Raw genomic sequence first — 25,898 nt, 5'->3', positions numbered from 1 at the left:
TTCCTCTGCTTTGAATCATTATTATCTATGATTAAGGCTGCACTTGTTTTAACTAAACTGGTTTTGATTGTCCTGCACGAAATCGTTAAGGAGTTGGAATGCCAAGTAATATGAAGCTTTATCAGCTCACCGTTATTTTCAGTGTGCTGTTTTCGCTTATGGGGTTTTCTTATAATGTATGGCGGATGGAAATAACAGAGAATAATAGTAATGTCAGAACGGCTTGTTTTGAGATGCTATTAGAACTTGCTGAAGTTCAACAGTTAGTATACGCAGCACATTATGACAATAACCTAGAACAAGGAAATCCACGTGTAGGCTGGGTTAAGGTTGGACTTATTGCTGATTTAAGTAGCCTAACCAATCAAGCGGTTGCGAAGGAGTCTGTCGAATTAACTCAAGTTTGGTCAACTCAGTGGCATTCAATGCACGATGATGAACAAGCAGCCAGTCAAATTGTAGAGCAGGTAGATAATGTCCGTGAAGAAATTAAACGCTTATTAGCATCATTAGATTAGGTTTCGTGTAAATTTAGTATAGTCGAGCGTGAAGAGGGTTTGCTGATATGCCCAAGTGCGCTAACAGATAAAGATGGGGGAATTAACACCCATGAGCACATCAACTATCGTTCTTTCGCCTGAAATCCCGATAGCCAGAATGATAAGGGCTATGGCTTAAATCAAGCTTAACAGCAACAACTTATTTACTCATTTCAATATTAGACTTTACCATTGAAACAGAGAGTACTATTCATTCTCGGCTGTCTTCTTGTTCATTAAGTCTTTAATTAACGGGGTTAAAATCAGCTCCATAGCTAATGACATTTTGCCACCTGGCACGACTAAAGTATTCACTCGTGACATAAATGCCCCTTCAATCATGCTTAGGTAATACGGGAAGTCGACATTATTTATATCGCGAAAACGAATAACGACAAAGCTTTCGTCTAAGCTTGGGATATCTTTTGCGCTGAACGGATTAGAGGTGTCTACCGTGGGTACGCGTTGAAAGTTAATATGCGTACGAGAAAACTGCGGCGTCATATGTTTAATGTAATCGTCCATACTGCGGACAATAGACCCCATGACTTTTTCACGACTATGACCTCGATCAGAGGTGTCTCGAATGATCTTTTGAATCCACTCGAGATTGACGATAGGCACCATGCCAATCAATAAGTCCACATGTTTGGCAACATCAGCATCCTCTGTGACAACACCACCATGTAGTCCTTCGTAATAAAGCATGTCGGTGTTTTCTGGTAATGGATGCCATTGGGTAAATGTGCCAGGCATTTGATTGAATGGGACAGCTTCATCAAACGTGTGAAGGTAACTACGTGTTTGTCCTTGACCTGTTTCAGCATAACTTTGAAAGCACTCTTCAAGTTTGACGAAATTATTGGCTTCTGGCCCAAAATAACTGATATTACGATTTTCAGCTTGAGACTTGCGGATCAATACTTCCATTTCTGCACGGGTGAAATTATGAAAGCTATCACCTTCAATAAAAGCAGCATTAATGCCCAATTGACGAAAGATGTGGGTAAATGCAGTCGTGGTCGTAGTTGTGCCAGCGCCTGAAGAGCCTGTAACAGCAATAATGGGATGTTTTGTGGACATTTATCCTACCTAGATCAAACGTGAAAATTAGTTAAAATTCTGAGACAGTTTACGTGTTGTCGATCTGCTCATCGTTAACACTTTCATGATTAAACTCGAAGAAAAACAGACTCTATTTATACGGGCTGAAACCTTTTAGGTCAATATTATACCAATCAAAATGAATATCTAAGCAGTCGCTAATGTATAGATTTTGAGCCACTGTTATGATTTATCTAAGGTTTAAATTGCAAAGGCATACTGAGCATGGCGAAGTTTAATCAAAGTCCGCCGTAGGGTAAATAATCTGATCTTTATGTCTTATAGCGATTGACTCATCATCCTCGCTGTACTCGACTTTTAATTCACCTTGTTTCAGTGACTGTTTGCATTTTTCAATGGCCAACTGAATTTGGTCATCATCTAATTGACCAAATGAACCATCCTCTACCTGAGTGAATAAATACTCTTTTATAAGGTTGTTGAGCGTATCTGGTGGTAACTGTTGTAAGGCTTCAAAAGGGATTAGCATAGGGTTAACTCGTCATAAAAGAGATGATTCTGGATTCTAAATAGTACTTAGGTTTCCACGGTGTGCCGCCACAAATAAAACCGACGTGACCACCGTGATGATGAAGCTCGTATTCTACATGCTTTGATAATTCATCCTCAGAAGGGATCACTGCATCAGTCATAAAGGGGTCGTCTTTAGCGTGAATAATCAATGTGGGCTTTTGAACATGCTGCAAAAATGGCTTACCGCTAGCACGTTGATAATAGTCAAATACATCATTAAAGCCATGTAGAGGCGCAGTGACTTTGTCATCAAATAAATGAAATGTGGTTAATTTATCAATCTCATTAGCAGTCACTGGCATGGAACTCGTTAAGTGTTGTTGAGTGAGTTTGTCCTGCATTTTTTGTTGTAACTGCTTGATTAAATGTTGCTGGTAAACTGTTGAAAATCCACTTTCGAGTTTTTTAGCACAAGCTGCTAAACATAAAGGCGCAGAAACAATAACTGTTTTGTCTAATTGGCTTTGATGACCATGCTCACCTTGATATTTAGCTAATACATTTCCACCCAAACTGTATCCTACTGCTAATAATGGTGAGTCAGGGTAGTGACGTTTTAATTGGGATAGCGTGAAGTGAATATCTTGAGTATCACCGCTGTGATAGCTCCGAGCTAAACGGTTTGGGGTACCTGAGCAGCTGCGATGGTGATGCACAACAGCACACAATTGATGATCATTGGCCGTTTGCAACATTCTGCGGACATAATGTGAGTCACTACTGCCTTCTAAACCATGTAAAATAACTAAAATCGGCTTGCCATTAACCGGTGTCGCTAACCAGTCTAAATCAATAAAATCGCCATCAGGTAACTCTTGTCTTTGACGTTTTAACTCTGGTTTGTCCACTTTGGTGAATACAGGTAAAATCGTTTGAATATGGGAGCTTACGGCCCACCAAGGTGGCATGAAACGCTTTTTCATAGGGTTATTTTATATACAGTGGTTTGTTAATATTCAAACGTGTGTTTAAATGTTGATTGAGTTCACTTTAGCATAGTTGCTTTTAAGGCAACAGATTTGGCGCGTTTCAATCAAGCCAAGAGCTTTTGAAAATGCGAGTGCACAACTCAGTAGGTAGGCAATGTCAATAAAGGGATGATAATGAAAAGAAGAACCTTTTTAACTGGAGCATTTACTGGTACCGCGGCACTGGCATTAGGCGTGAGCTTGTATACACCAGAAGTGAGTGATAGCCCTGACGACACACACCGTTTGCTATTTAGTGTGCTTATCCCTGTATTTATGGACGGAGCATTGCCAGAAGTGGCTAACTATCGTGAGGCATTTTTAAATCGAACCATTAATGCGATTAACCAAACGATTAGCGTACTACCCACTGAGCAACAACAAGAATTATCTCAGTTATTATCAATGCTTGAGTCTCGCTTTGGCTTGCTGATTTTAACCAGTAGCATCACGCCGCTAATGTTAAGAACCCCTGCTGAGTTAAACGATATGTTAGAACAGTGGCGCCACCACTTTTTAGATATGATGCAGACAGCTTACATAGGGCTGCGCGAATTGATTGTATCGAGCTACTACGCCTGTCCCGAACACTGGGGGCGATTACATTATGCAAAACCCACCTTTCTTGATGCATAACCTATTTGATCGCAACAACAATAACAACAACAGATCCTGGAGTATCAAATGGCAACAAATATTGTCGATCCAATCATCACTGGACTAAATGAAGGCTGGCAGCATATTGATGCCAACTTACTGACAGAAGACCAGCATTTTGAAGCTGATGTTGTGATTGTTGGGACTGGTGCAGGTGGTGGAACCGCGGCTGAAATTCTTACCGATGCCGGTTTAAAGGTGATCATGATTGAAGCGGGGCCGCTTAAATCTTCACAAGATTTTGATATGGAAGAGCGCACTGCTTACCCCAACTTATATCAACAAGCAGCAGCGATGAAAACCTCTGATAAAGGCATTGGTATTTTTCAGGGACGCAGTGTTGGCGGCTCAACCACGGTTAACTGGACGACTTCAATTCGAACTCCTGAAAAGGCATTGGCTTTTTGGGAGCAAGAAAAATCTGTCAAAGGGCTTTCATCCCAAAGCTTATTGCCTTGGTTTGAAAAGATGGAAGCAAGACTGAATATCAGTGAATGGCAATTCCAGCCCAACTTGAATAACGCTGCATTAAAAGAGGGCTGTGAAAAACTTGGATGGGAATACACTGTCATTAAACGCAATGTTAAAGGTTGCTGGAATACAGGTTATTGCGGCATGGGGTGTCCAGTCAATGCAAAGCAGTCGATGTTGGTAACAACCATTCCCAGTGCGCTAGCTCATGGTGCAACCTTGATTTCAAATGCTAAGGTTGTTGATTTAGCACATAAAGCGGATAAAGTTGACAGTCTAACTGCCCACTCTTCCAATCGTGGTAGTAAGCTCACCTTTAGTGCAAGACATTATATTTTAAGTGCAGGCGCGATACATACGCCGACAATTTTGATGCGTGCAAAGACTCCAGATCCTCATCAATTACTGGGTAAAACCTTTCTACACCCGACCTTATTATCGGGAAGTATTTTTGACAAACAAATTGATGGCCACAGTGGTGCGCCTCAGTCTATTTATTCTGATGAATTTGTATGGCGCGACGGTGCAGCAGGCGAAATGGGCTATAAATTGGAAGTGCCGCCGATTCATCCTGTGTTAATCGCATCTAAAACCATCGGCTACGGGCGAAGTCATGCAGAGTTAATGACCCACTTTAATAATTTACAGGTAATGATAGCGCTTGTAAGAGATGGCTATTCTGCAGATAGTGTTGGTGGACAAGTTAGGTTAACAGATTCAGGCTTTGCATTAGATTACCCGCTTGAAAAACCATTTTGGGACACCGCAAGACGTGCTTTTGCGACTATGGCTGAATTACAGTTTGCTGCGGGCGCACAAAAAGTGTTGCCAATAAATGATGGGGTAGGGATGCAATTAAGCTGGAAACAAGCTAAAGAGACCATTGCGACTATGGACATAGGTTTATTAAAAACCATTGTGGCATCCGCTCATGTCATGGGAGGCTGCGCAATGGGAGAAGATAAAAGCATTTCAATGATTAACAGTGAAGGGCAGTCTCATTATTTCGAAAACTTATCAGTTATGGACGGCTCAATGTTCCCAACTAGCTTAGGTGCAAACCCTCAGCTATCGATTTATGGCATTGTTGCAAGAAATGCTACTTTATTGGCCGAACGATTGAAGCCGACAACGCCTAGTGTATAAATGAGCTATTTCATGTGAATAAAAACCGATGCCATTGCGTCGGTTTTTTTATATCAAAACAATGAGTTAATTCGATGCTTTTAACGTAGGTTATCAAACCATTATTATCTAGCTAAAAAAATACGTATATGGAATTGCATATATGTGTTTATCCATATATATTGTCGGCATATTATTTGATTTAACTGTGCGGCTTTTATCATCCATTTCTAGGATATGAGCCAAGCGGTGAGAGAGTGCTTATGCAACCCAATGTCTTTTTTAAATGCCTAGCTGATGAAACTCGCCTACGCAGTTTGCTCCTTATTTCTGTTAATCATGAACTGTGTGTGTGTGAGTTAATGGCCGCGTTAAATGACAGTCAGCCGAAGATTTCTCGCCATCTCGCTCAGCTACGAAAAGAAGAACTGCTTGTTGATAGACGTCAAGGTAAATGGGTTTATTACCGAGTAAATCCTCAACTACCGCAATGGATGCAAACTATGATTGCTCAAACAGCTGAGTCTAATAGTGAATTTATTGCCAATGATGTTAAACGATTGGCCGAGATGCCTAATCGACCTAAAGAAATGTGCTGCTAACCTTGCTTAACGCACATGCAGCGCAATGACAAATACACTGGGCTGTAAAACCAACACGACAAATTACGATGAATGAATTAAGAAGGTGACTTATGACAATTAAAGTAGGAATTAACGGTTTTGGCCGTATGGGACGTTTATCTTTTCGTGCTGCGTTTGATTGGGAAGATGTTGAGTTTATCCAGATTAACGATCCTGCTGGTAATGCTGCGACGTTAGCGCATCTGGTTAACTTTGATTCTGTCCATGGTCGCTGGGAACATGAAGCTATCGCCAATGATAATGTTATTGAGGTTAATGGTCATAAAATCACTTGTACAGCGAATAAAGCGATTGCAGATACCGATTGGTCTAATTGTGATGTGGTGATTGAAGCATCAGGTGTGATGAAGACCAAAGCAAAATTACAAGCTTATTTAGATCAAGGTGTAAAACGTGTTGTGGTTACTGCTCCAGTAAAAGAAGACGGTGTGTTAAATGTCGTTATGGGCGTAAACCATCAAGATTACGATCAAGCTATCCATCCGATTGTTACTGCTGCATCATGTACTACAAACTGTTTAGCACCAGTGGTTAAAGTGATTCATGAATCACTTGGGATTGTGCATGGTTCAATGACAACGATTCATGACATTACAAACACCCAAACAATCCTTGATGCACCCCATAAAGATTTACGTCGTGCAAGAGCGTGTGGCATGAGCCTTATTCCAACAACAACGGGATCGGCTACGGCAATCACTCATATTTTCCCTGAATTAAAAGGGCGCTTAAATGGTCACGCTATTCGTGTGCCATTAGCCAATGCATCAATTACAGATTGTGTGTTTGAAGTGAGCCGAAATACCACGGAAGCGGAAGTTAACGCATTATTGAGTGAGGCTGCAGCAGGCCCTCTAGCGGGGGTGCTGGGTTATGAAACAAGACCACTTGTGTCTATTGATTATAAAACTGATCCTCGTTCAGCAGTTATTGATGCTCCATCGACCATGGTGGTAAATGGTACTCAAGTAAAATTATACGTGTGGTACGACAATGAATGGGGCTATGCAAACCGCACCGCAGAGTTAATGCGTTTAGTGGGTTTACAAGATAAAGCTAACTCCTAGTCAATTTGGGAGCGGATAGAGTAAACAGGGTTATTGCGATGTCTTTTATGACTAAATTGGCAAATTTGCCTAGTGAAATAAAACAATACTTAATTGTGACCGGCAACTATTGGGCGTTTACATTAACTGATGGCGCCTTGCGAATGCTGGTGGTGCTGCACTTTCATGGGCTAGGGTATAGCCCGATTGAAATTGCGATGTTGTTTTTGTTTTATGAAATTTTTGGTGTTGTGACTAACCTAGTGGGTGGCTGGTTAGGTGCGAGGGTAGGATTAAATCGCACCATGAATATCGGCCTTGGTATGCAAGTGATTGCATTATCAATGCTACTCGTTCCTAACGAATGGTTAACTGTCGTCTGGGTGATGGCAGCGCAAGCTCTATCTGGTATTGCAAAAGACCTGAATAAAATGAGTGCTAAAAGCGCCATTAAAACACTCGTACCAGCTGGAGCGGAAAGTAAGCTTTATCAGTGGGTCGCCATTTTAACTGGTTCTAAAAATGCCTTAAAAGGAGTCGGATTTTTTTAGGTGGTGCATTATTGAGTCTATTTGGTTTCCAAGTTGCTATTTTGATTATGGTGCTGGCATTGTTGTTGGTATGGATCTTCAGTGTTGTTAGTTTAAAAAGTGAAATGGGTAAGGCCACAGCTAAGCCGAAATTTACTGAGATTTTTTCTAAAAGTAGCACGATAAACTACCTTTCTGCCGCAAGATTATTCTTGTTCTCTGCTAGAGATGTTTGGTTTGTCGTAGCCTTGCCAGTGTATTTAGCCAGTCAGTTTAATTGGGATCATTGGTATGTCGGAGGTTTTTTAGCGACATGGGTTATCGGTTATGGCGCTGTGCAATCTTTTGCTCCTTACTTTACTGGTAAAAAGCAAGGCAAGGTGCCGGATGGTAAAAGCGCATTTGTTTGGGCTGGGATATTAGCTGTTATTCCTGGATTGATTGCTTTGGCTTTGGTGTCAGACTGGCATAGCCAAGCAGTATTGATCGGTGGTTTATTGATTTTTGGCGGCTTGTTTGCGGTTAATTCGTCGATGCATAGCTATTTAATTGTCAGCTATGCAGATCAAGACGGCGTGTCACTCGATGTCGGTTTTTATTACATGGCAAATGCCATGGGTAGACTGATAGGCACATTGTTGTCTGGTTGGGTATTTCAGCAATACGGTTTAGAAGCGTGCCTGTGGATTTCAAGTGGATTTATTGCGTTGGCAGCAGTGATTTCATTGAAGCTACCACAACATCAACCTATGACACAAAAACCAAATCGTTAAGAAGATAAAGCTAAGAATTTAGGCTAAATACCTTTAATAAACATTTTGCTGGTTATTGAGAAGCGATAACCAGCAAAATGATGTTAAGCAGATTGCAGACCGGTAAAGTAGTCTGCATCAATACCAAATAAACACAAATAATTGTCCGTGTTATAGGTGTCATTGTCATTGTTAACAACCACGCTAACACCTTCTGCTTCAAACTGATTCAGCTTTTTAAGTAACATTTGCTGGGTTTTTCGCTCCATCATGAGCTCGATATCCAACATCTGTTGATACTCACCCGGTTGCAAATAGGTTTTTGCTAGGCGGCGTAATTTACGATAAGGCGAAACCACTTTGGTATCCCAATCTTCAATAGTTGCAGCTAAGCTTTCCCATTGAGCGAGTGCTAAAGGGTGCTGCTGTTGGTCGAGATATTGAGCGAGTAAAAGGAGATTAATATTGACCTGATAATCGTCTTGCACGCTAATATAGCTTAAACGATGAGCGGCGTAACGGTTATCACAATCACGCCAAAGTAACGAATTAAACTGTTGCACTGGCTATTTCTCCTTAAATACTAGCGTCCATCAATAGGGCTTGTGCCTGTTTACTCTAGCCCTGTTGTAAATTGGTACTCCATTGCTTGAATGACGTTATGTGATTCAAGCGGGGGCTGACAGTGTTAACCCCGCAATAATGCTGATAACTTAATTAGCTAAGCGTAAATTCTTGTTCAATAACTTCGATTTGCTCTTGTAGCTCTAGCCAAGTCATTTCACTTTCATCCATTGCTTGAGTCAGTTCTGTTCGTTCATTGAGCACTTTCGTCATTTTAGCTTTATTTTCAGCTTCATACAGTGAACCATCTGCCAATTCTGTTTCAAGCTCACTTAAACGACTGGTTATTTTTTGCTGTTGAGTTTCAAGTTTGATTTGTTGCTTACGTAAAGGCGATACCTTTTGTCTCAACTCTGCTTCTAACCTTTTTTGCAGCTTTTTATCGACTGCTGGCTTTACATTATTATCATCTGAAACCGGTTGTGCAGCTTTTGCTGCATCAAGTAGCCATTGATGATAGTCGTCTAAGTCGCCTTGGAATGGTTTAACAGCGCCTTGGTCTACAAGGTAATAATCGCTACAGCTTAACCGTAAAAGATGTCGATCATGTGACACGATGACCATGGCACCTTCAAAAGTTTGCAAGGCCATTGTCAGCGCATGGCGCATTTCTAAATCAAGGTGGTTGGTGGGTTCATCTAATAGCAAAACGTTTGGTTTTTGCCAAACTAATAGCGCTAATACCAGGCGGGCTTTTTCACCACCTGAAAATGGCCCGACAGCAGACAAAGCCATATCACCATTAAAGCCAAACCCACCTAAGAAGTTACGTAATTCAAGCTCTTTGGCATTTGGCGCTAATCGCACCATATGTTGCAATGGGCTATCATCCAAACTTAAAAATTCGATTTGATGCTGAGCAAAGTAACCAATATTTAGCCCAGGGTTAGGCTGATATTTACCTGTTTTCGGCGCTAATTCGCCAGTAAGTAATTTGATAAGAGTCGACTTACCCGCACCATTACGCCCAAGTAGGCCAATACGAGCCCCAGGCACAAGGTTGAGCTTTACTTCACTTAAAATGGTTTTATCACCGTAACCAATAGAAACATTTTCCATTGTCACTAGCGGATTTGGTAGGGCGTCTGGCTCACGAAACGCCATATGAAATTGGCTGTCAACTTGAGAAGGCAACAGGTTAGCCATTTTTTCTAAGGCTTTTAAGCGGCTTTGAGCTTGTTTGGCTTTGCTGGCTTTATACCTGAAACGATCAACAAAAGATTGCATGTGGGCACGTTCTTTTTGTTGACGTTCAAATGCGGCTTGTTGCTGTGACAAGCGTTCAGCACGAATACGTTCAAAGGCACTGTAATTACCTTTGTAATAGTTAAGCTTGGCATGCTCAACGTGAACAATTTCATCCACAATACCATCAATAAAGTCACGGTCATGACTGATAAGGATCAGTGTGCCTTGATATGCTTTAATCCAACCTTCAAGCCAATACATGGTATCTAAATCTAAGTGGTTGGTAGGTTCATCGAGAAGTAAAAGATCAGAGCGACATAATAAAGCCTGTGCTAAGTTAAGTCGCATACGCCAGCCACCTGAGAAACTTTTTACTGGGCTACTTTGTTCTGTTTCACTAAAACCTAAGCCCGCTAATAATGCCCCCGCTCGTGATCGGATTGCATAGCCACCAATGGCGTCGATTTTGCCATGGATCAGCGCAATGTTATGACCATCATTATCTTCTTGTGCTTGATTGAGTTGAGCTTCAAGTTGTCTAAACTCAACGTCACCATCAAGCACGTATTCTAATGCTGAGACTTCTAATGCAGGTGTTTCTTGCGCTACAGTCGCAATTTGCCAGCCTGCTGGAAGGCTAAAATCACCTTTATCGAGTTGTAAGTTACCTAAAATCAAGGCCAACAATGAAGACTTACCGGTTCCGTTTGCGCCTACTAGGCCAACTTTATGACCAGGGTATACGGTGAGATCGGCATCATCGAGTAAGGTTTTTGTTCCACGGATGAGCTGGGCTTGACTGATGTTAATCATGAATAGCAACTTGATTGGTGATAAGACAAAAAGTGCAGGGATAATAGCGTAATTGATAGTTTTTTAATACCAGAGCGAGACTGGATTAGTACAACTATGGCAAAATAATGATATTGAATTGATAAATGTGTAGAAGAAAAATAATAAAATTATGACAAAAATTAAGAAACGCTTTGTAGCTGGGGCTAAATGCCCTAAATGTCATGCGCAAGATAGCATTCAGTTATTTAAAGAAAATGGGATTGAAACTGTAGAATGCACAGATTGTGATTATCGTGAGCAACAAACTGAGGCGAAAGTTGCCAAAAAAGCCACAGGTGATGTGATAGGGGTCTTTAAACCTGATTAAGTTTTCAAGATGACAATGCTTAAATGTGAGAAAAGTAAAGGCTAACGGCCTAAGAGTTCGTTAGCCTTCTTCTTTAGCTAGAGCGCCATCATTGGCGCTTTCAGCAAGAATTTTGTTTTTGTGTTCGATGAGCACGATGATGACATGACGGTTATTTTTCATTAACTCATCAAAGCGATGATTAATTTCACCTAAATCTTCCACATAGTCTGGATCATCTTTTTCTTTTTTATGCCAGTAACGATTTCTATCTAGCTTTTGTATTTCGCTTGCACGTAAAATTTCAAAATAGCTATTTTCTTGTTTAAGACGATACACCTCACTATCAAGCAACTGGATCAGTTTCTCTTTTGAGATGGTTTCTTTTTTCAATAGTGCTTTTAACGGATCTTCTTTTAATACGACTTTGTCAGAATCGACTTCGGTTGTGATACCTAATTCATATTCAATTTTATGCTGACGAAATTCTTTCGGACAGACCGTTTGGCTGAAGGCAATTTTGTTGTCCTTCATACACTTATATATTGTATTTGCAGAGGCAAACGTCGGCCCCATAAATAATACAATCATCAATGTTAGTAGTAGTCTAATTGGCATGCGGCCACATATCCTTTTGATAAACAAATATCCTTTTAACACCTTTTGTTAAAAAACATATCCGTTGTTTACCGCTAGTTGGCCAATGTCCATTGGCTCTAGAAGTTTGTAAATCATTATAGTCGGTTGTAACAATAATGTAGGTATACTTTTTTACTATGGCCTAATTTTAACGAGAAAACCAGTTTTTTGACAGTAGATTTTTTATTGGCACTGAAGAACTTTGCTTTAAATATGTAAGACTTAGTGAAAAATCAGCTAAGTCTTACAGGGCAAGTGGTGAATAGATTAACGTTGGAAAGTGAGGTTATCGATTAATCGTGTGTTGCCAAGGTAGGCGGCAGCTAAGATAACAAGGTGTTTATCATCTGCAGTCGCAATGGCTAAATTGGCAGCATTTCTTATTGAAAAGTAATCTATTTTAAAGCCTGCTTGGGTCAACATGTCAGCGGCTACTGCCTCGCTTTCAGTGATTGTTTTACCATCCATAACATGTTGCGCAGCTGCATCCATGGTCCGTTTAATGGTGGCAGCTTGCTGTTTTTGCTCTGTCGTTAGATAGCCATTTCGCGAGCTCATCGCTAAACCTGAGGCTTCACGTATTGTGTCAATGCCTACAATTTCAATCGGTAATGATAAATCTTCAGCCATAGCAGTGATGACCATTAACTGTTGGTAATCTTTACGGCCAAAAACGGCGACATCAGCTTGAACAATATTAAATAACTTACAAACGATAGTAGCGACACCACGGAAGTGGCCTGGTCGACTTGCACCGCAAAACTCATCACCAATATGAGGGACTTCTACGAAGGTTTGTTGCGCTAACCCTTTAGGGTAAATAATGTCTGGTGTGGGGGTGAACAAGAGTTCCGCGCCAGCGGCTACCAATGCTTCACTATCTGCTTGTAACGTTCTTGGATAGGCATCAAGATCTTCGTTTTGGCCAAATTGCATAGGATTAACAAAGATTGATACGACCACATGATCCGCACGTTTTAGTGCTTCAGTTACTAAGGTAATGTGACCTTTATGAAGGTTGCCCATCGTTGGCACAAAGGCAACGGTATCGCCTTGCATGTGCCACTTTTTTACTTGCGCTCTAATTTCAGCAATGTTCGCTGTGGTAATCATTGATATTGACCTATAAACGATTAAAGAGTGCGTTATTAATTAAACGCATGTTCGTCAGCTGGGAATGTACCATTAGCCACTTCTTCAATGTAGGCTCTTACTGCTGCTCGAATCTCACCAGTTTGTTGTAAGTAATTTTTAGAGAACTTAGGGATGTAACCGCTAGAGATCCCAAGTACATCATGCATAACAAGGATCTGACCATCAGTATCACGTCCCGCTCCAATCCCAATGACAGGAATCGTTAGCGCATCAGTGATACGTTTTGCTAGCGCACTAGGGATGCATTCAACAACCAATAACTGAGCGCCAGCAGCTTGAAGTGCTAATGCATCATCGACCATTTGTTGGGCTTTGTCTTCTTCACGGCCTTGAATCTTAAAGCCACCAAATACGTGTACTGATTGAGGCGTTAAGCCTAAGTGTGCACAGACCGGAATACCGCGTTCAGTCAGCATTTTCACACTTTCTAGTAGCCATTCACCGCCTTCAAGTTTGACCATGGTTGCCCCTGCTTGCATTAGGGTGCTGGCATTGGTCATGGTTTGTTCTGGCGTGGCATAACTCATAAACGGCATATCAGCAATCAGTAACGCTCGCTTGCAACCTCGATTAACACTGGCTGTGTGGTACGCAATATCATTGACTGTAACAGGTAGAGTGTCGTTGTGACCTTGAAGTACCATCCCTAATGAGTCGCCAACCAACAAAACGTCGATGCCTTCATTATCAAATGCGCCGGCAAAGCTCGCATCGTATGCGGTGAGTGCGGTAAATTTCTTACCTTCTTGTTTGAATTTGATAAGGGTTGAGCTAGTGACTTTTGACATAATAAACTCTTAAAAGTTATTCATATTCAAGTTATCGATTTGCGGTGCGTATCGCTAAGTGCTGATTAAAGTTGGACTAATTCAGCCCGCATTTCACTGGTAATTAAGTGTGTTAATTCAGTATTACAAGGCAGTATTAATTGCGGATTAATGTCTGCCAATGGAATGAGTACAAAACTGCGCTGTTTCATGCCGTAGTGGGGGACGGTGAGTCTTGGTGTGTCAATGCACTCTTGCCCATAAAGCAACAAGTCAAGATCCAATGTACGAGGCCCCCAGCGGACTTCTCTGACTCTGCCCTGGGTATTTTCAATATGTTGTAAGGCATCAAGTAAGGCCATGGGAGTCAAGTTCGTGTTAAAGCTTGCTACCCCATTGACATAATCTGGCTGTTCAACATCACCCATAGGCACAGAGCGATATAGCGGCGAGATGGTCACCGCATTATTTTCTGCAATGGTTCTTAACGCCAGTACCGCATCTTCAAGTTGTTGTACTGGGTCATTAAGGTTTGCGCCTAACGCCACATAGACTGTGGTGCTCATGATTAACCTTTGTTAGTCGGTTTTACTTCAGATGAACCTGAGTTATCTGATTTAGGCTTTGGGCGACGACGTTTGCGCTGATGAGCGTTTCTGTTGCGGCTAGGGCCTTTTTTATTGCTGCTTTTAGCAATGTCAGAGCGCTCTGTTTCATCTGCTTCAACAAATGATTTCCACCAAGTCGCAATTTTCCCGATATTGCCACCTTCAGCTTCACCACGTAACAGCAGTAAGTCATATGCAGCGCGGAACTTAGGGTGCTCAAGCAGTTTAAAGGCACGAGTGCCTTGGCTTCGCTCAAGACGCAGTTGTAATTGCCAAATATCTTTAGCTGGAGTGCTAAATCGACGTGGGATACTGATAGTGCGGCATTGCTGCTCCATCACATCACCCATCGCGGCGACGTGCGCATCGTAATGGCTTAAACCACTTTCTAGGGCAATATCATCAGCACGTTGTTTTAATGGGTACCATAATAACGCTGCATAGAAAAACGCTGGAGTAACAGGTTTGTCTTGGCTAACACGTAAATCGGTATTCGTCATTACAGCATTAAGCATTTTGGCAGTATTGCCGTTTGGCTGCTCTTTTATCAGTGCTGAAATTTGCGGGAATAATGGCTGAAATAAACCGAAATCACGCATCATGTCGTAGTTAGCTTGTGCTTTACCAGCAAAGAATAATTTGAGTACTTCTTCGTACATTCTTGCTGCTGGAATATCTTTAAGCAGTGGCGCTAATGCGTTAATGGGCTCAGCCGTTTTGGATTCGATACTCATATCGAGTTTTGTCGCAAAACGAACCGCGCGTAGCATTCTGACAGGGTCTTCACGATAACGGGTTTCAGGATCGCCTATCAAACGTATGGTACGGTCATCAAGATCGCGAATACCGCCGCCATAGCTGTGAATAGAGTAATCGCTGATGTCGTAATAAAGTGCATTGATGGTAAAGTCACGACGCTCTGCGTCTTCATCGATTTCGCCATAGACGTTATCACGCAATAAACGGCCTTCAGCATTCGATTTCGAAATCTTGTCATCAGTTTCACCGTGATGACCACGAAACGTTGCCACTTCAATGACGTCACGACCAAACACAATATGCGCTAATCTAAATCGACGACCAACGAGTCGGCTATTACGGAATAATTTTTTGATCTCTTCAGGGGTCGCATTAGTCACGACATCGAAATCTTTTGGTTCCATACCTAATAAAATATCGCGAACACCACCGCCAACTAAGTAAGCTTTATAGCCAGACTTGCTGAGGCGATAAAGTACTTTAAGTGCATTTTCACTGATTTGACGTCGAGAGATTGTATGGGCATCTCTGGTGACAATGTCCAAGCGAAGACCGTCATCTTGAACTTCTGGTTCATTGACAGGAGTGGATTTATTGTCTTCAAACAGTTGTCTGCAGAACTGACTAATACGGCGAAAAATAATACACCTCGAACGATACGATTAATGGTTAGAATTAAATGGTTAAAAATCTGGCGGCTATGATATACCAATTGTAAGCTAATGAGTATATCACTGCGCTATCAGAATCTCAGATACTTGAGGAATATCGGCTATATTAAATTGTTCGATAGCTTGTTTTAGCATGATATCGACATTATCGGTATCAACCTCTGCTTGACCTAAAAACCTCAAAGCGGCGTTAATGCTGGCCTGAGGGTGTTTTACATCGATAGCATTCGCATAATTCTGTTTTGATAATTTAAAGCCAGGCTTGGTACAAGCAAGGGGCAAATGCAACCAGCTTGGTGAAGTAAAACCAAGAATATTATTCATACTCAATTGTCTGCAACTGGTTTCTAGCAAATCAGAACCACGAACAATTTCAGTGATCCCTTGAAAAGCATCATCGATGACTACAGCAAGTTGATAGGCAAATAAGCCATCGCTTCGCTTAATAATGAAGTCTTCACCAGCAAAATCATCACCTACGCTAACGTCTCCCATCACAACATCGTGAAATTGACTCACTTTTGCTTGATTGCGAATACGAATCGCACCTTGGGTTAACCTAGGTGATAGTGAGCCACAACGACTGTCATAAGTGCCACCCATTAACCCAATTTGTTTACGAGTACATTGGCAATAGTATGCTTGGTCATTGCTAAGCAATTCATTAATATGCCGTTGATAAACTTCGCTACGATCACGTTGAAATAACGCTGTTTGATCCCAGTGTAAGCCATAAGCTTCAAGTGTTCTGAGTATGTCATCACTCGCACCGGCAACTTCTCTTGGGGGATCAATGTCTTCGATTCTGACTAACCATTGGCCCTGCTGATGTTTTGCTCTTAAAAAACTGCCCAGTGCAGCGATAAGTGAGCCAAAATGTAAAGGGCCAGAAGGGGAAGGGGCAAAGCGGCCAATGTAATCTGGTGAGTTCACGACAAAACCCTTAATTGAAAGCGAAATATTGAACACATTAAGTTAGCAAAATCATTATCAGAAAGGGTATTGAGCCTTTCTTATTGTTGCCCATTATTATTGCTATATATGTTTAGAAGGGCGTTCAATACAAACTGATTTTGGCGTGGAAGTCGATAAAAAATACCAAAACAAAGGGCGAGAATAATCTCGCCCTACGATCTGATAAGCTGAATATACAGTTCTCAGTGGTTGCTGTATTAACCAGCCATTTGCTTTTCTTTGATCTCTGCAAGAGTTTTACAGTCGATACATTGATCAGCAGTTGGACGAGCTTCAAGACGGCGAATACCGATTTCAACGCCACAAGAATCGCAGAAGCCGAAATCATCTTCTTCAATTTTTTGCAGTGTTTTTTCAATTTTCTTAATCAGTTTACGTTCTCTGTCACGAGCACGTAATTCTAAACTAAACTCTTCTTCTTGGGCTGCGCGATCAACTGGATCTGGGAAGTTTGCAGCTTCGTCTTGCATATGGTTCAACGTGCGATCAACTTCTTCACGTAACTGGTTACGCCAAGCTTCTAAAATCATTTTAAAATGACCACGTTGCTCTTCACCCATATACTCCTCACCAGCTTTTTCCTGGTAAGGTTCTACACCTGCGATAGCGAGTACGCCGAGTTTTTTGGTGCCTTCAGGCATAACGCATCTCCTGTAATAATTAGCGATTTATGTGCGTCGTAAAATTTATGGCCGCTATCTATAGCAGAAACTCTATAGCGTGGCAAACTATTTGATTAGTATTTTTTTCATTTTTGAACTAAACAATAACTTTGCATGAACGGGTAATGATACTTGAGGTTGCTGAGATTTCAGTTTGATAAGCTAAAACTTCAACGCCGCTATTGACCGCTTGTTTAAGTAATAATGCATATTGTGGATCGATATGCTCTGCCGCTTGAACGAGATTAATGCCTGAATGCTGTACGACAAACAATAACACTGCTCTATGACCTAGACTAACCATATGCATTAGCTCACGCAAATGCTTTTGCCCCCTAGCTGTGACAGAATCAGGAAAATACCCTACTGTTTGCTCTAATAATGTACAACTTTTCACTTCTACATAGCACAGCGGCTGTGTGTCATCACTCAGTAAAATATCAATTCGGCTATTTTCGTCACCGTATTTTACTTCTCGTTTAATGTTGGCGTAACCAGAAAGCTCAGTGATTACACCTGATTTAATCGCCTCTTCGGCTAAGGCATTCGCACGTCCTGTGTTAATACCGATTAAGTGCTGCTCAGGCGTAGCGCTGATTTCCCAAGTATGTGGGTACTTACGCTTAGGGTTGTCAGATGTGGAAAACCAAACGGTTTCACCTGGGAATAAACAGTTTTTCATTGAGCCAGTATTTGGGCAATGAATGGTAATCTCACTACCATCTTCTAGTTTTACATCAGCTAAAAAGCGTTTATAGCGTTTGAGTAACGTTCCTTTTTGTAAAGGTGGGGTAAAGTCCATAAGAAAGTGTGCTCCAGGCAATAAAGGGCTGATTGGGAGTGCTGAGTGATTTGGAGTGAATGCATACTGGCATTATCACTTTCACTTTATTTAGGCAAAGGTTATATCATGGGCTTGTATGACTTCAACTACTATTCAAGGGTGCATAAGTAAGAGCGAATGCTAGGTTGATTTTACTGTGAGTGGGTATTTTTAGCAGTACATTCTTATTAACAATTAATATTAATTTTTGTGCTGGTTTTAGTCTCGTTTCATTACCGATTTACAGTACACTTAGCCCATTGGAAACAAACGTTACAATGTAAGAACAGCACAACAACGATTAAAAAACTAAACAGCACTAAACAAGAACAGCACAAGCAGAATAATAAGGACAAAATAATGCAAATAATGACCGTTGCCCTAACACAAGATGCGCCACAAAGCCTTTGGGGCAAAGCAAGTGTGACTTATCAAGGTAATCAAGCGTTAATTCATTTAACTGATTCGGATGTACTTCGCCAGGTACAAATGGCAGCTCGAAAAATTCGCGCTCAAGGTGTTACAAGTGTCCAGCTTGAAGGTGAATTATGGAATATCGACTCTCAGTGGGCTTTCTCTCAAGGCTTTACAACGGCAAGAGGCGAGTTTGAAGTACGTTGGTGTGGCGATGAAGCGACTCAAACCACATTAACCCATCGTTTCGAAGCGGCTAGCTTTGCGCGTATGTTAGTCAATGAGACACCAGAAGAGCTATCACCAGTGGTACTCGCCAATCATGCTGCTAATTGGTTAAAAGCGATTGGTGGCGACAATGTCAGTTACGAAATTGTTGAAGGCCAAGAACTACTTGAAAAGCAGTGGATTGGTTTGCACGCTGTCGGGCGCGGCAGTGAGCGTCCACCCGCAATGTTAGTGTTAGATTTTAATCCGCTTGGTGATGATGCACCTGTTTCGACAGCGTTAGTCGGAAAAGGCATTACGTTTGATTCTGGTGGCTACAGTATTAAGCCTTCTGTTGGCATGTTAGACATGAAGTGTGACATGGGCGGCGCTGCAACTGTCACTGCGGCACTGGGCTTGGCAATGAAAGCCGGTTTAAATAAACGCGTTAAGTTGTTCTTATGTTGTGCGGAAAACCTAATTAGTGGCCATGCATATAAATTGGGCGATATTCTGACTTACAAAAATGGCGTCACTGTAGAAGTCGTTAATACTGATGCAGAAGGTCGTCTTGTTTTAGCGGATGGTTTGCAAGCTGCATCAGACACCGGGGCTGAATTGATCATTGATGCTGCTACGCTAACTGGTGCTGCTGTGATGGCAGTGGGTGATAATTATAATGCGATATTCTCGCCACAAACTGAAACTTTACAACGTGTGCAACAAAAAGCTGCTGACGTTTCTGAAAATGTTTGGCCATTACCGTTAAATGAATGGCACAAAGATATGTGTCCTTCTCCTTTTGCTGACACAGCTAACAGTCGTGCTATGAAAGGTGGTGGAGCAGGTGGTGCATCTAATGCCGCAGGCTTTTTGTGGCGCTTTGTCACGCCGGGAATGAATTGGTTACACATGGATTTAGCCGCGGCTTACTCATCTTCTGATTCAGCGTTATGGAGCGCAGGCGCGACAGGGCATGGTGTACTTACTATTGCCGCTTTACTAGAAGAGTAAATTCGATAGTGTCGTGTTGACGCTAATAAGATAAAAAAGCCGCAATATTGCGGCTTTTTTATTGGGCTTTCATCAAAAGTGAACTACTTGAACAGCAATTGAACTTATGGCGTAAGAGGCCAGTGCTGAATCGGTAGATACTTAACCCCACCAGGCAAATTGAGGGATTCAAATAACGTCAGTTGTGTTGCTGTGACGGTAATCGGTGCCTTTAATAAGAATGGAAAACTTGTTTGCTCATTTGGTAAGGTGCAATGTCTAAATAAGCTTACATGGGGTCGGTAGTCGTGTTGACTTTGCATAAGGCCTAATTCTTTTGCCATATTCTGTAATTGGTTAGCTATGTAAGATAGCTTATCAACAGCCATCCCTTCTGCACAAATCAGCTTAGCTTGTGGCCAATGAGCAATATGGGGCATTGATACGGTAAAAGCATGAAAGGTTTCTGCTTCAATTAAGCGGCTAAGTGCAACCCTATCAGCCAAGCTTGTATTCCCTAAAAAAGCGGCAGTGATATGAAAGTTCTCTTTTGCTACGGTTTTAGCTTTCTGAGCGACTAACGGCTTTATGAAGGTTTGCTGTGCCTTTAACTCATTGGCGATTGAATCTCCAATCGAAAAACCGACAAAAGTGCGTTTGTTAACACTTTTAGACATTAGTCCATCCTTATAAATATCTTGAATCAAATTGTATCGCTTGCGGGTCGCTAATGGGGTAATTTAGTTACTAAATACAATTAATTTAATGTAAAAAGTTGTCGTTTTTAATCTAAGATTAATGCAAGCAACACAAAATCCATTGAATTTATCGAACATGAGGTTGGATAAACCTTAGCAATAATGAGAGCTACATTGCCAAATATTAATGAGTCGCATAATGGTTGATAGCGAATTTAAATCGGTATGGGTCAGTGAACAGTCATCTGAATTAAGTCGCTTTTTATCATCAGAAAAAGTCACAGCAGAAGTTGAGCGATTAACGCAGAAACTAGACTGTGACGGCGTAGTGATCGTACTGTCTCAAATATCAGAACACATCACCAGTGACTGTGTTGTGCAAGCCAATGCTTTAAAAGTGTATGACTCTGATGCGCAAACAGCAGAGTTACTCGGTTTATCACTCGCTTCTTATCCTGACTTATGTGAGCAACTCTTATTGAATAACCATAGTGGGTTATTTCCTCATTGTGACCAAGCTGAACATGATGATTTACATTTTTCAGCGCCGTTAGTGGATGGACTCAATCAATTTTGTCACTCTTTAGCTAAGCCGATAAGACTATTGATTAATCATGTGGCGCAAATCGGTCATACTCGGCTGTGTCTCATCCCTTATCAACACCAAGCTAATTGGTCGGTACATGCTACTGGTGGGGATGATTGCCAGTTTTATCTCACTAATGAATTTGCGCTAAAGCTTTGCTCACATGCAGAGCTCACTCGAGTATCAGAATTACTGCAAAACAAAGAAATACAATACCTTGAGTTATTCCAACAATTACCTGTAGCGTGTGCGCTGATTGGTACTGACAATAATGTTAGTAATCAAAATCATGTCGCCAGTCAAAGCCTGCCTTTTACCATAGGCAAAAGTCTATTTTCTGTGATTAATTCAGATGATCATTTATTGCTTGAGGATTGTTTACACATCGTTAGAGAAGGCGCACTTCACCAATCTTGGTGTGAACTGCCCTTGATCGTTTCAGGTGTTAAGCACTGGTATAAAATGAGTTTTTGTCGTGCTCTTGATATTGAACATCGACTACTCATGATGGTTGAAGATATTTCTGAGCGATATCGTTTAGCAGATGAGCTGTCATTTCAATCAAATTATGACCCACTAACAGGCTTACCTAATCGGGTGCAGTTTGAGGCGATGCTCGAAGAAACCATAAATGAGAAAGATAGGTTACCTGCTTGTGTTGCGTTTTTAGATCTGGACCAATTCCAAGTCATTAACGATGTCAGTGGACATCAAGCGGGTGATGAATTGCTTTGTCAGGTATCCAAGCGCTTGAGTCTTCTGCTTCGTACTGGGGATATTGTGGCCCGTTTAGGCGGTGATGAGTTTGGTATTTTAATGTATCACGCCGATAAAGCCTCAGCAGAACAAGTGGCTAGCCGGATTTGTCAGCAACTCTCAGAGCATGAATTCACATGGGGGAGATCACTCATAACGTCAGTATGAGTATGGGCATGTCCGAGCTTAACTCCCGCTCAGAAGACATTTATAGCGTCATGAGTCAAGCTGATGCCGCTTGTCGGATTGCAAAAGAAGATGGCCGAAATCGCTGGCACTTTTACAGTAAAAATGATCCGCAAATGCACCAGCTTTATAATCAAATGCTAGCGTCTGTGGATATTATCTCGGCATTAGCGCTTAACCAGTTTGAGTTATTTTTCCAATTGATAGAGCCGCTGTCTTCTAAAGATACTGGCATTCATATGGAAATTTTACTGAGGATGGTTCAAGAAGATGGCCGCTATGTTTCTCCTGGAGTATTTTTACCTGCAGCTGAGCGCTATAACCTCGCATCTCGTATCGATCGTTGGGTTATCGACAATTTGTTGAAGTGGGGCTCAAGGCATATGGAGATCTGGGACGACCTTAAGATGGTTTCACTGAATTTATCTGCAGTGTCTTTATCAGATAGTAAATTCATGAGCTGGCTTGAAATGCGCTTAATGGTTGAACCTGAATTAGTTGATAAATTATGTTTTGAAATCACTGAAACCGCCGCAGTTAGCCAACTTGAACAAGCCACAGCCTTGATTGATTTGTTAAAACCGCTTGGTTGTAAACTTGCGTTGGATGATTTTGGTTCAGGTTTCTCAAGCTTTGCTTATTTGAAGTGCCTTGATGTAGATTACGTCAAAATTGATGGTCAATTTGTTGTGAATGTATGTAATGATCGCAGTGACAAAGCCATTGTGTCTGCTATTTGCCAGCTAGGTAAAGACATGGATTTTGAAGTGATTGGCGAGTTTGTTGAAAATCAAAACATCGGACTTTTATTGCGTGAATTAGGTGTAGATTATGCTCAAGGTTACGCGATTGGTAAGCCGACACGATTAATGGAACTAGATTCTGGGCTAAGACAACCTTGGCTGATCGACTGAATATAGGCCCAGCGAAGCTGCGAAAACTTATCATATCAACCCTTTCTTTGTCATATGGCGCAGACATAACACAATCCTTGTTGAGATAGCATCAACAAGCGATTGTGAGTAAACTGACTTCAGTATTTTCTTGTGTAAGTTATTTTTTGAGCCAATTACCTATTCAAGCCTTGTTCGAGCCACTGCAACAAGCGCTATCAACACATCGTCAAATTATTCTTGAAGCCCCTACTGGAGCGGGTAAGTCAACGGCATTGCCCTTGGCTATGCTCAGTTGGCCAAGTATTAACGGCAAAATATTGATGCTTGAACCAAGACGAGTCGCCGCTCGGAGTGTGGCACATTTTATTGCTCAATCATTAGGCGAGAAAGTAGGTGATAGCGTTGGTTATCGTGTTCGAGGTGACACTAAGGTTAGTCGTCATACCCGCTTAGAAATAGTCACCGAAGGTATACTCACTCGTATGATCCAGCAAGATCCAGAGCTCAATGGAATTGATGTGATCATATTCGACGAAATTCACGAACGCCACTTACCTACCGACCTTGGTTTAGCACTTACCCTAGAAGTACAAGATTCCTTAAGGGATGACTTAACCCTTATCGCAATGTCGGCGACGTTAGCTGGCTTGCCGCTTCAGCAGCTTATGCCTGAGGCGACATTATTGGTCAGTGAAGGGCGCAGCTTTGATGTTGAACAGGTTTATCGACCAGTGACTCGGCAACAACCATGGCTAGAACACATGGCAAATGTGATTGCAGAATCTGTAAAAACCGACTCATCACATGTGCCGCAGCAATATCAAATGGGCTCTATCCTCGCCTTTTTACCCGGTAAGGGGGAGATCAATAAACTGCAGCGCTTATTAAGTCAAAAGGTTGATACTCAGGTATTTCTTCTATGCCCTCTTTACGGTGATCTGACGCCAGCTGAGCAAGATAACGCAATTGCTGGTGCACCGAAGGGCAAACGTAAAATCGTGCTGGCAACCAACGTGGCCGAATCCAGTTTAACTATTGATGGAATAACCCTTGTTGTCGATAGTGGCTATAAGCGAGAAGCAAGCTTTAATCCTCGTACTGGTGTGAGCCGACTATCTCTTAAACGTATTAGCCAAGCTTCTGCTATCCAACGTGCAGGTCGTGCTGGACGACTTGCTCCAGGTTGTTGTGTGCGTTTATGGGCGCAAGAAGAACAAAGCCGTTTATCTAAAGCAGAAGCGCCTGAAATCAGTGTCAGTGAATTAACCACCATGGCATTAGAATGTGCTTATTGGGGGAAAGCAATATTGAAAACTTACCACTGCTTACTGCGCCGCCCGCAATTCATCAACAAACGGCGTGGCAGTTATTAACGCAACTTGAGCTTGTGGATGCTAATCATAAAATTTCGCCACATGGCAAAGCGGCTTATGAGTTAGGCTGCCATCCTCGGTTAGCACATATGCTATTGCAATCGACTGTATTGGCTAAGACGCAAAAGCAACCGGAGTTAGTGTCGCTGGCGTGTTTATTAGCTGCGGTGTTAGAAGCGCGCGGGCTACCGAAAAAAGGCGTCGATATTAGCCAGTATCTATCACTAGCTACGCAAGGTTTGATGGCGGCACAAGTTAACAAATGGCAAGCGTCATTATCAGTTTCCTCAGACATTAAACAACTTGCTCGTGATGCTGCAAGTCGTGATATCAGCACATTACTCGCTTTGGCATACCCAGATAGAATTGCTCAAGCTCGTGGTAAGCAAGGATTTAGGCTTAGTAACGGTACTGGGGTAACGATTGATATTGAAGATAATATGTCGACCCATGAATGGCTTGTTGTGGCCGACTTTCAAGAATCTCAAGGGCGCAATGCTGGGCGGGTATATTTAGCTGCTGCGATAAACCCCGAGCACCTTAAACACGACTTAGGTTTGCTTATATCCGAACATAAAGTTTGTGAATGGGACGAAGCAAAAGGACGGTTTTTTGCTGAAAAGCAGCAGAAAATTGGTGAACTTATTGTGAGTCGCTCGCTTGAGTCTAACGTTGATTCAGATTTAATTGTCCAAGCGCTAATCAGCCACATTCAATCTAAAGGGTTAAGTATTCTTAACCTTGATGAGGGGTTTTATCAGTTACAATGCCGAGTAAAACTTGCGCAGTTATATGCACCAGAGTATGACTGGCCATCGTTAGACAGTGCTGATTTATTAGCGACATTATCTGAATGGTTAGCACCGTATTTAGTCGATGTTAATTCGATTGCTAAATTACAAAAACTGGATATATTGAGCCAAGTTAAAAACTTATTAACTTGGTCTCAGCAGCAAACCTTAAACGAATTACTGCCGACTCATTGGAAAATGGCGACTGGAACATCAGCGCCTATTCATTATCAAATTGACGAAGCGAGTGATAAAGGCTGCGAAGATATCGATCAAGCGTCAGATGAAGTATTAGCAAGTCATTCGGTTCGTGGCCGTGCTTTATTACGGGTAAGGTTGCAAGAGGCATTAGGTTTATCACAAAGTCCATTACTGCTTCATGGTAAGCTGGTGGTTACCATGGAGTTATTATCACCTGCGCAGCGCCCAATAGCGTTGACTGCAGATTTAGCCAGTTTTTGGCAAGGGCCTTATGTTGAAGTAAAGAAAGAAATGCGAGGCCGATACCCTCGTCATTTATGGCCAGATGACCCTGCCAACACGACAGCAACTAAATTTACTAAAAAGAAAACGCCAGGCTTAAAGTAATAGCCAAGGACGAAATAGAATTACGCAA

The 25,898-nt window shown here is 41.8% G+C and carries 21 protein-coding genes and 3 pseudogenes; 10 read left to right on the top strand and 14 right to left on the bottom strand.

Going from position 1 to position 25,898, the window contains the following annotated elements:
• Positions 1–98: 98 nt before the first annotated feature.
• Positions 99–518, top strand: coding sequence for a hypothetical protein (locus tag ACGEDC_RS05105; protein WP_055024940.1), 420 nt, complete (start codon positions 99–101; stop codon positions 516–518).
• 228 nt (positions 519–746) lie between these two features.
• On the opposite strand, the gene ACGEDC_RS05100 is transcribed toward ACGEDC_RS05105, so the two are convergent.
• The 3 genes from ACGEDC_RS05100 to ACGEDC_RS05090 all read right to left on the bottom strand — a co-directional run bounded on the left by ACGEDC_RS05100 (position 747) and on the right by ACGEDC_RS05090 (position 3,100).
• Positions 747–1,622 carry a phosphoribulokinase gene (locus ACGEDC_RS05100; RefSeq protein WP_055024939.1) on the bottom strand — a complete coding sequence of 292 codons (876 nt, stop codon included), beginning with the start codon at positions 1,620–1,622 and terminating at the stop codon, positions 747–749.
• A gap of 256 nt (positions 1,623–1,878) precedes the next feature.
• Positions 1,879–2,133, bottom strand: a complete 255-nt coding sequence (locus ACGEDC_RS05095) for a YheU family protein (protein ID WP_055024938.1) — start codon at positions 2,131–2,133, stop codon at positions 1,879–1,881.
• Positions 2,134–2,137: 4 nt separating this feature from the next.
• Positions 2,138–3,100, bottom strand: a complete 963-nt coding sequence (locus ACGEDC_RS05090; RefSeq protein WP_065109445.1) for a hydrolase — start codon at positions 3,098–3,100, stop codon at positions 2,138–2,140.
• 180 nt (positions 3,101–3,280) lie between these two features.
• Here ACGEDC_RS05090 and ACGEDC_RS05085 point away from each other — a divergent pair, with 180 nt between their 5' ends.
• From ACGEDC_RS05085 to arsJ, 5 genes and pseudogenes are all read left to right on the top strand, one after another.
• Complete coding sequence (locus ACGEDC_RS05085) at positions 3,281–3,781, top strand: hypothetical protein (RefSeq protein WP_055024936.1); 501 nt, start codon at positions 3,281–3,283, stop codon at positions 3,779–3,781.
• Between the two features lie 48 nt (positions 3,782–3,829).
• A complete protein-coding gene (locus ACGEDC_RS05080) occupies positions 3,830–5,419 on the top strand; it encodes a GMC family oxidoreductase N-terminal domain-containing protein (RefSeq protein WP_394496884.1) in 1,590 nt (529 codons plus the stop codon).
• A 242-nt stretch (positions 5,420–5,661) separates the two neighbouring features.
• Entirely contained in the window at positions 5,662–6,000 is a 339-nt protein-coding gene (locus ACGEDC_RS05075; protein WP_055024934.1) for a metalloregulator ArsR/SmtB family transcription factor, read from the top strand.
• Positions 6,001–6,092: 92 nt separating this feature from the next.
• Positions 6,093–7,109, top strand: coding sequence for an ArsJ-associated glyceraldehyde-3-phosphate dehydrogenase (locus ACGEDC_RS05070; protein WP_080916779.1), 1,017 nt, complete (start codon positions 6,093–6,095; stop codon positions 7,107–7,109).
• Between the two features lie 47 nt (positions 7,110–7,156).
• Positions 7,157–8,391: pseudogene (gene arsJ / locus ACGEDC_RS05065) on the top strand (organoarsenical effux MFS transporter ArsJ).
• An 83-nt stretch (positions 8,392–8,474) separates the two neighbouring features.
• On the opposite strand, the gene ACGEDC_RS05060 reads toward arsJ, so the two are convergent.
• Both ACGEDC_RS05060 and ACGEDC_RS05055 read right to left on the bottom strand, forming a co-directional pair.
• Positions 8,475–8,933: a DUF2390 domain-containing protein gene (locus tag ACGEDC_RS05060; protein WP_119967945.1), complete on the bottom strand. Its 459-nt coding sequence runs from the start codon at positions 8,931–8,933 to the stop codon at positions 8,475–8,477.
• Positions 8,934–9,087: 154 nt separating this feature from the next.
• Positions 9,088–10,995 (bottom strand): ABC transporter ATP-binding protein, encoded by a 1,908-nt coding sequence (locus ACGEDC_RS05055; RefSeq protein ID WP_372037003.1) that lies wholly within the window; start codon positions 10,993–10,995, stop codon positions 9,088–9,090.
• A 151-nt stretch (positions 10,996–11,146) separates the two neighbouring features.
• On the opposite strand from ACGEDC_RS05055, the gene ACGEDC_RS05050 reads away from it, so the two are divergent.
• Positions 11,147–11,344: a YheV family putative zinc ribbon protein gene (locus ACGEDC_RS05050; RefSeq protein ID WP_055024929.1), complete on the top strand. Its 198-nt coding sequence runs from the start codon at positions 11,147–11,149 to the stop codon at positions 11,342–11,344.
• Between the two features lie 60 nt (positions 11,345–11,404).
• Here the strand turns inward: ACGEDC_RS05050 and ACGEDC_RS05045 are convergent, their stop codons facing one another.
• From ACGEDC_RS05045 to sfsA, 8 genes are all read right to left on the bottom strand, one after another.
• Positions 11,405–11,941, bottom strand: a complete 537-nt coding sequence (locus tag ACGEDC_RS05045) for a hypothetical protein (protein ID WP_065109453.1) — start codon at positions 11,939–11,941, stop codon at positions 11,405–11,407.
• 288 nt (positions 11,942–12,229) lie between these two features.
• Positions 12,230–13,075 (bottom strand): pantoate--beta-alanine ligase, encoded by an 846-nt coding sequence (gene panC, locus ACGEDC_RS05040; protein WP_394496879.1) that lies wholly within the window; start codon positions 13,073–13,075, stop codon positions 12,230–12,232.
• A gap of 35 nt (positions 13,076–13,110) precedes the next feature.
• Positions 13,111–13,905 (bottom strand): 3-methyl-2-oxobutanoate hydroxymethyltransferase, encoded by a 795-nt coding sequence (gene panB, locus ACGEDC_RS05035; protein ID WP_055024926.1) that lies wholly within the window; start codon positions 13,903–13,905, stop codon positions 13,111–13,113.
• Positions 13,906–13,970: 65 nt separating this feature from the next.
• Positions 13,971–14,450 (bottom strand): 2-amino-4-hydroxy-6-hydroxymethyldihydropteridine diphosphokinase, encoded by a 480-nt coding sequence (gene folK, locus ACGEDC_RS05030; RefSeq protein WP_394496875.1) that lies wholly within the window; start codon positions 14,448–14,450, stop codon positions 13,971–13,973.
• 2 nt (positions 14,451–14,452) lie between these two features.
• Entirely contained in the window at positions 14,453–15,796 is a 1,344-nt protein-coding gene (gene pcnB / locus ACGEDC_RS05025) for a polynucleotide adenylyltransferase PcnB (RefSeq protein ID WP_394496873.1), read from the bottom strand.
• A 186-nt stretch (positions 15,797–15,982) separates the two neighbouring features.
• Entirely contained in the window at positions 15,983–16,855 is an 873-nt protein-coding gene (gene gluQRS, locus ACGEDC_RS05020; protein WP_394496871.1) for a tRNA glutamyl-Q(34) synthetase GluQRS, read from the bottom strand.
• Positions 16,856–17,094: 239 nt separating this feature from the next.
• Positions 17,095–17,538: an RNA polymerase-binding protein DksA gene (gene dksA / locus ACGEDC_RS05015; protein WP_055024924.1), complete on the bottom strand. Its 444-nt coding sequence runs from the start codon at positions 17,536–17,538 to the stop codon at positions 17,095–17,097.
• A 118-nt stretch (positions 17,539–17,656) separates the two neighbouring features.
• Positions 17,657–18,361, bottom strand: coding sequence for a DNA/RNA nuclease SfsA (gene sfsA / locus ACGEDC_RS05010; RefSeq protein ID WP_055024923.1), 705 nt, complete (start codon positions 18,359–18,361; stop codon positions 17,657–17,659).
• 381 nt (positions 18,362–18,742) lie between these two features.
• On the opposite strand from sfsA, the gene pepB reads away from it, so the two are divergent.
• Positions 18,743–20,017, top strand: a complete 1,275-nt coding sequence (pepB, locus tag ACGEDC_RS05005; RefSeq protein WP_080916766.1) for an aminopeptidase PepB — start codon at positions 18,743–18,745, stop codon at positions 20,015–20,017.
• A gap of 104 nt (positions 20,018–20,121) precedes the next feature.
• On the opposite strand, the gene thpR is transcribed toward pepB, so the two are convergent.
• Positions 20,122–20,673, bottom strand: a complete 552-nt coding sequence (gene thpR / locus ACGEDC_RS05000; protein ID WP_394496867.1) for an RNA 2',3'-cyclic phosphodiesterase — start codon at positions 20,671–20,673, stop codon at positions 20,122–20,124.
• A gap of 742 nt (positions 20,674–21,415) precedes the next feature.
• On the opposite strand from thpR, the pseudogene ACGEDC_RS04995 reads away from it, so the two are divergent.
• Together ACGEDC_RS04995 and hrpB are read left to right on the top strand one after the other, a co-directional pair.
• Positions 21,416–23,136 (top strand): annotated as a pseudogene (locus ACGEDC_RS04995) (putative bifunctional diguanylate cyclase/phosphodiesterase); the annotation flags it as partial.
• Between the two features lie 146 nt (positions 23,137–23,282).
• Positions 23,283–25,870: pseudogene (gene hrpB, locus ACGEDC_RS04990) on the top strand (ATP-dependent helicase HrpB).
• Positions 25,871–25,898 lie beyond the last annotated feature (28 nt).

The organism is Shewanella sp. ENK2 (assembly GCF_043568515.1).
In the GTDB taxonomy this organism is placed as follows: Bacteria; Pseudomonadota; Gammaproteobacteria; order Enterobacterales; family Shewanellaceae; genus Shewanella; species Shewanella japonica.
The sequence above is the reverse complement of the archived record's forward strand: the minus strand, read 5'-3'. Positions and strand labels throughout refer to the sequence as shown.

Coding starts and splice junctions, on each gene's coding strand:
- ACGEDC_RS05105 (WP_055024940.1), top strand. CDS start 99: ATGCCAAGTAATATGAAGCTTTATCAGCTCACCGTTATTTTCAGTGTG.
- ACGEDC_RS05055 (WP_372037003.1), bottom strand. CDS start 10,995: ATGATTAACATCAGTCAAGCCCAGCTCATCCGTGGAACAAAAACCTTA.
- panB (WP_055024926.1), bottom strand. CDS start 13,905: ATGTCAAAAGTCACTAGCTCAACCCTTATCAAATTCAAACAAGAAGGT.
- ACGEDC_RS05100 (WP_055024939.1), bottom strand. CDS start 1,622: ATGTCCACAAAACATCCCATTATTGCTGTTACAGGCTCTTCAGGCGCT.
- ACGEDC_RS05085 (WP_055024936.1), top strand. CDS start 3,281: ATGAAAAGAAGAACCTTTTTAACTGGAGCATTTACTGGTACCGCGGCA.
- ACGEDC_RS05045 (WP_065109453.1), bottom strand. CDS start 11,941: ATGCCAATTAGACTACTACTAACATTGATGATTGTATTATTTATGGGG.
- ACGEDC_RS05080 (WP_394496884.1), top strand. CDS start 3,830: ATGGCAACAAATATTGTCGATCCAATCATCACTGGACTAAATGAAGGC.
- sfsA (WP_055024923.1), bottom strand. CDS start 18,361: ATGGACTTTACCCCACCTTTACAAAAAGGAACGTTACTCAAACGCTAT.
- panC (WP_394496879.1), bottom strand. CDS start 13,075: ATGATTACCACAGCGAACATTGCTGAAATTAGAGCGCAAGTAAAAAAG.
- ACGEDC_RS05095 (WP_055024938.1), bottom strand. CDS start 2,133: ATGCTAATCCCTTTTGAAGCCTTACAACAGTTACCACCAGATACGCTC.
- ACGEDC_RS05050 (WP_055024929.1), top strand. CDS start 11,147: ATGACAAAAATTAAGAAACGCTTTGTAGCTGGGGCTAAATGCCCTAAA.
- pepB (WP_080916766.1), top strand. CDS start 18,743: ATGCAAATAATGACCGTTGCCCTAACACAAGATGCGCCACAAAGCCTT.
- ACGEDC_RS05090 (WP_065109445.1), bottom strand. CDS start 3,100: ATGAAAAAGCGTTTCATGCCACCTTGGTGGGCCGTAAGCTCCCATATT.
- ACGEDC_RS05075 (WP_055024934.1), top strand. CDS start 5,662: ATGCAACCCAATGTCTTTTTTAAATGCCTAGCTGATGAAACTCGCCTA.
- thpR (WP_394496867.1), bottom strand. CDS start 20,673: ATGTCTAAAAGTGTTAACAAACGCACTTTTGTCGGTTTTTCGATTGGA.
- dksA (WP_055024924.1), bottom strand. CDS start 17,538: ATGCCTGAAGGCACCAAAAAACTCGGCGTACTCGCTATCGCAGGTGTA.
- folK (WP_394496875.1), bottom strand. CDS start 14,450: ATGAGCACCACAGTCTATGTGGCGTTAGGCGCAAACCTTAATGACCCA.
- ACGEDC_RS05070 (WP_080916779.1), top strand. CDS start 6,093: ATGACAATTAAAGTAGGAATTAACGGTTTTGGCCGTATGGGACGTTTA.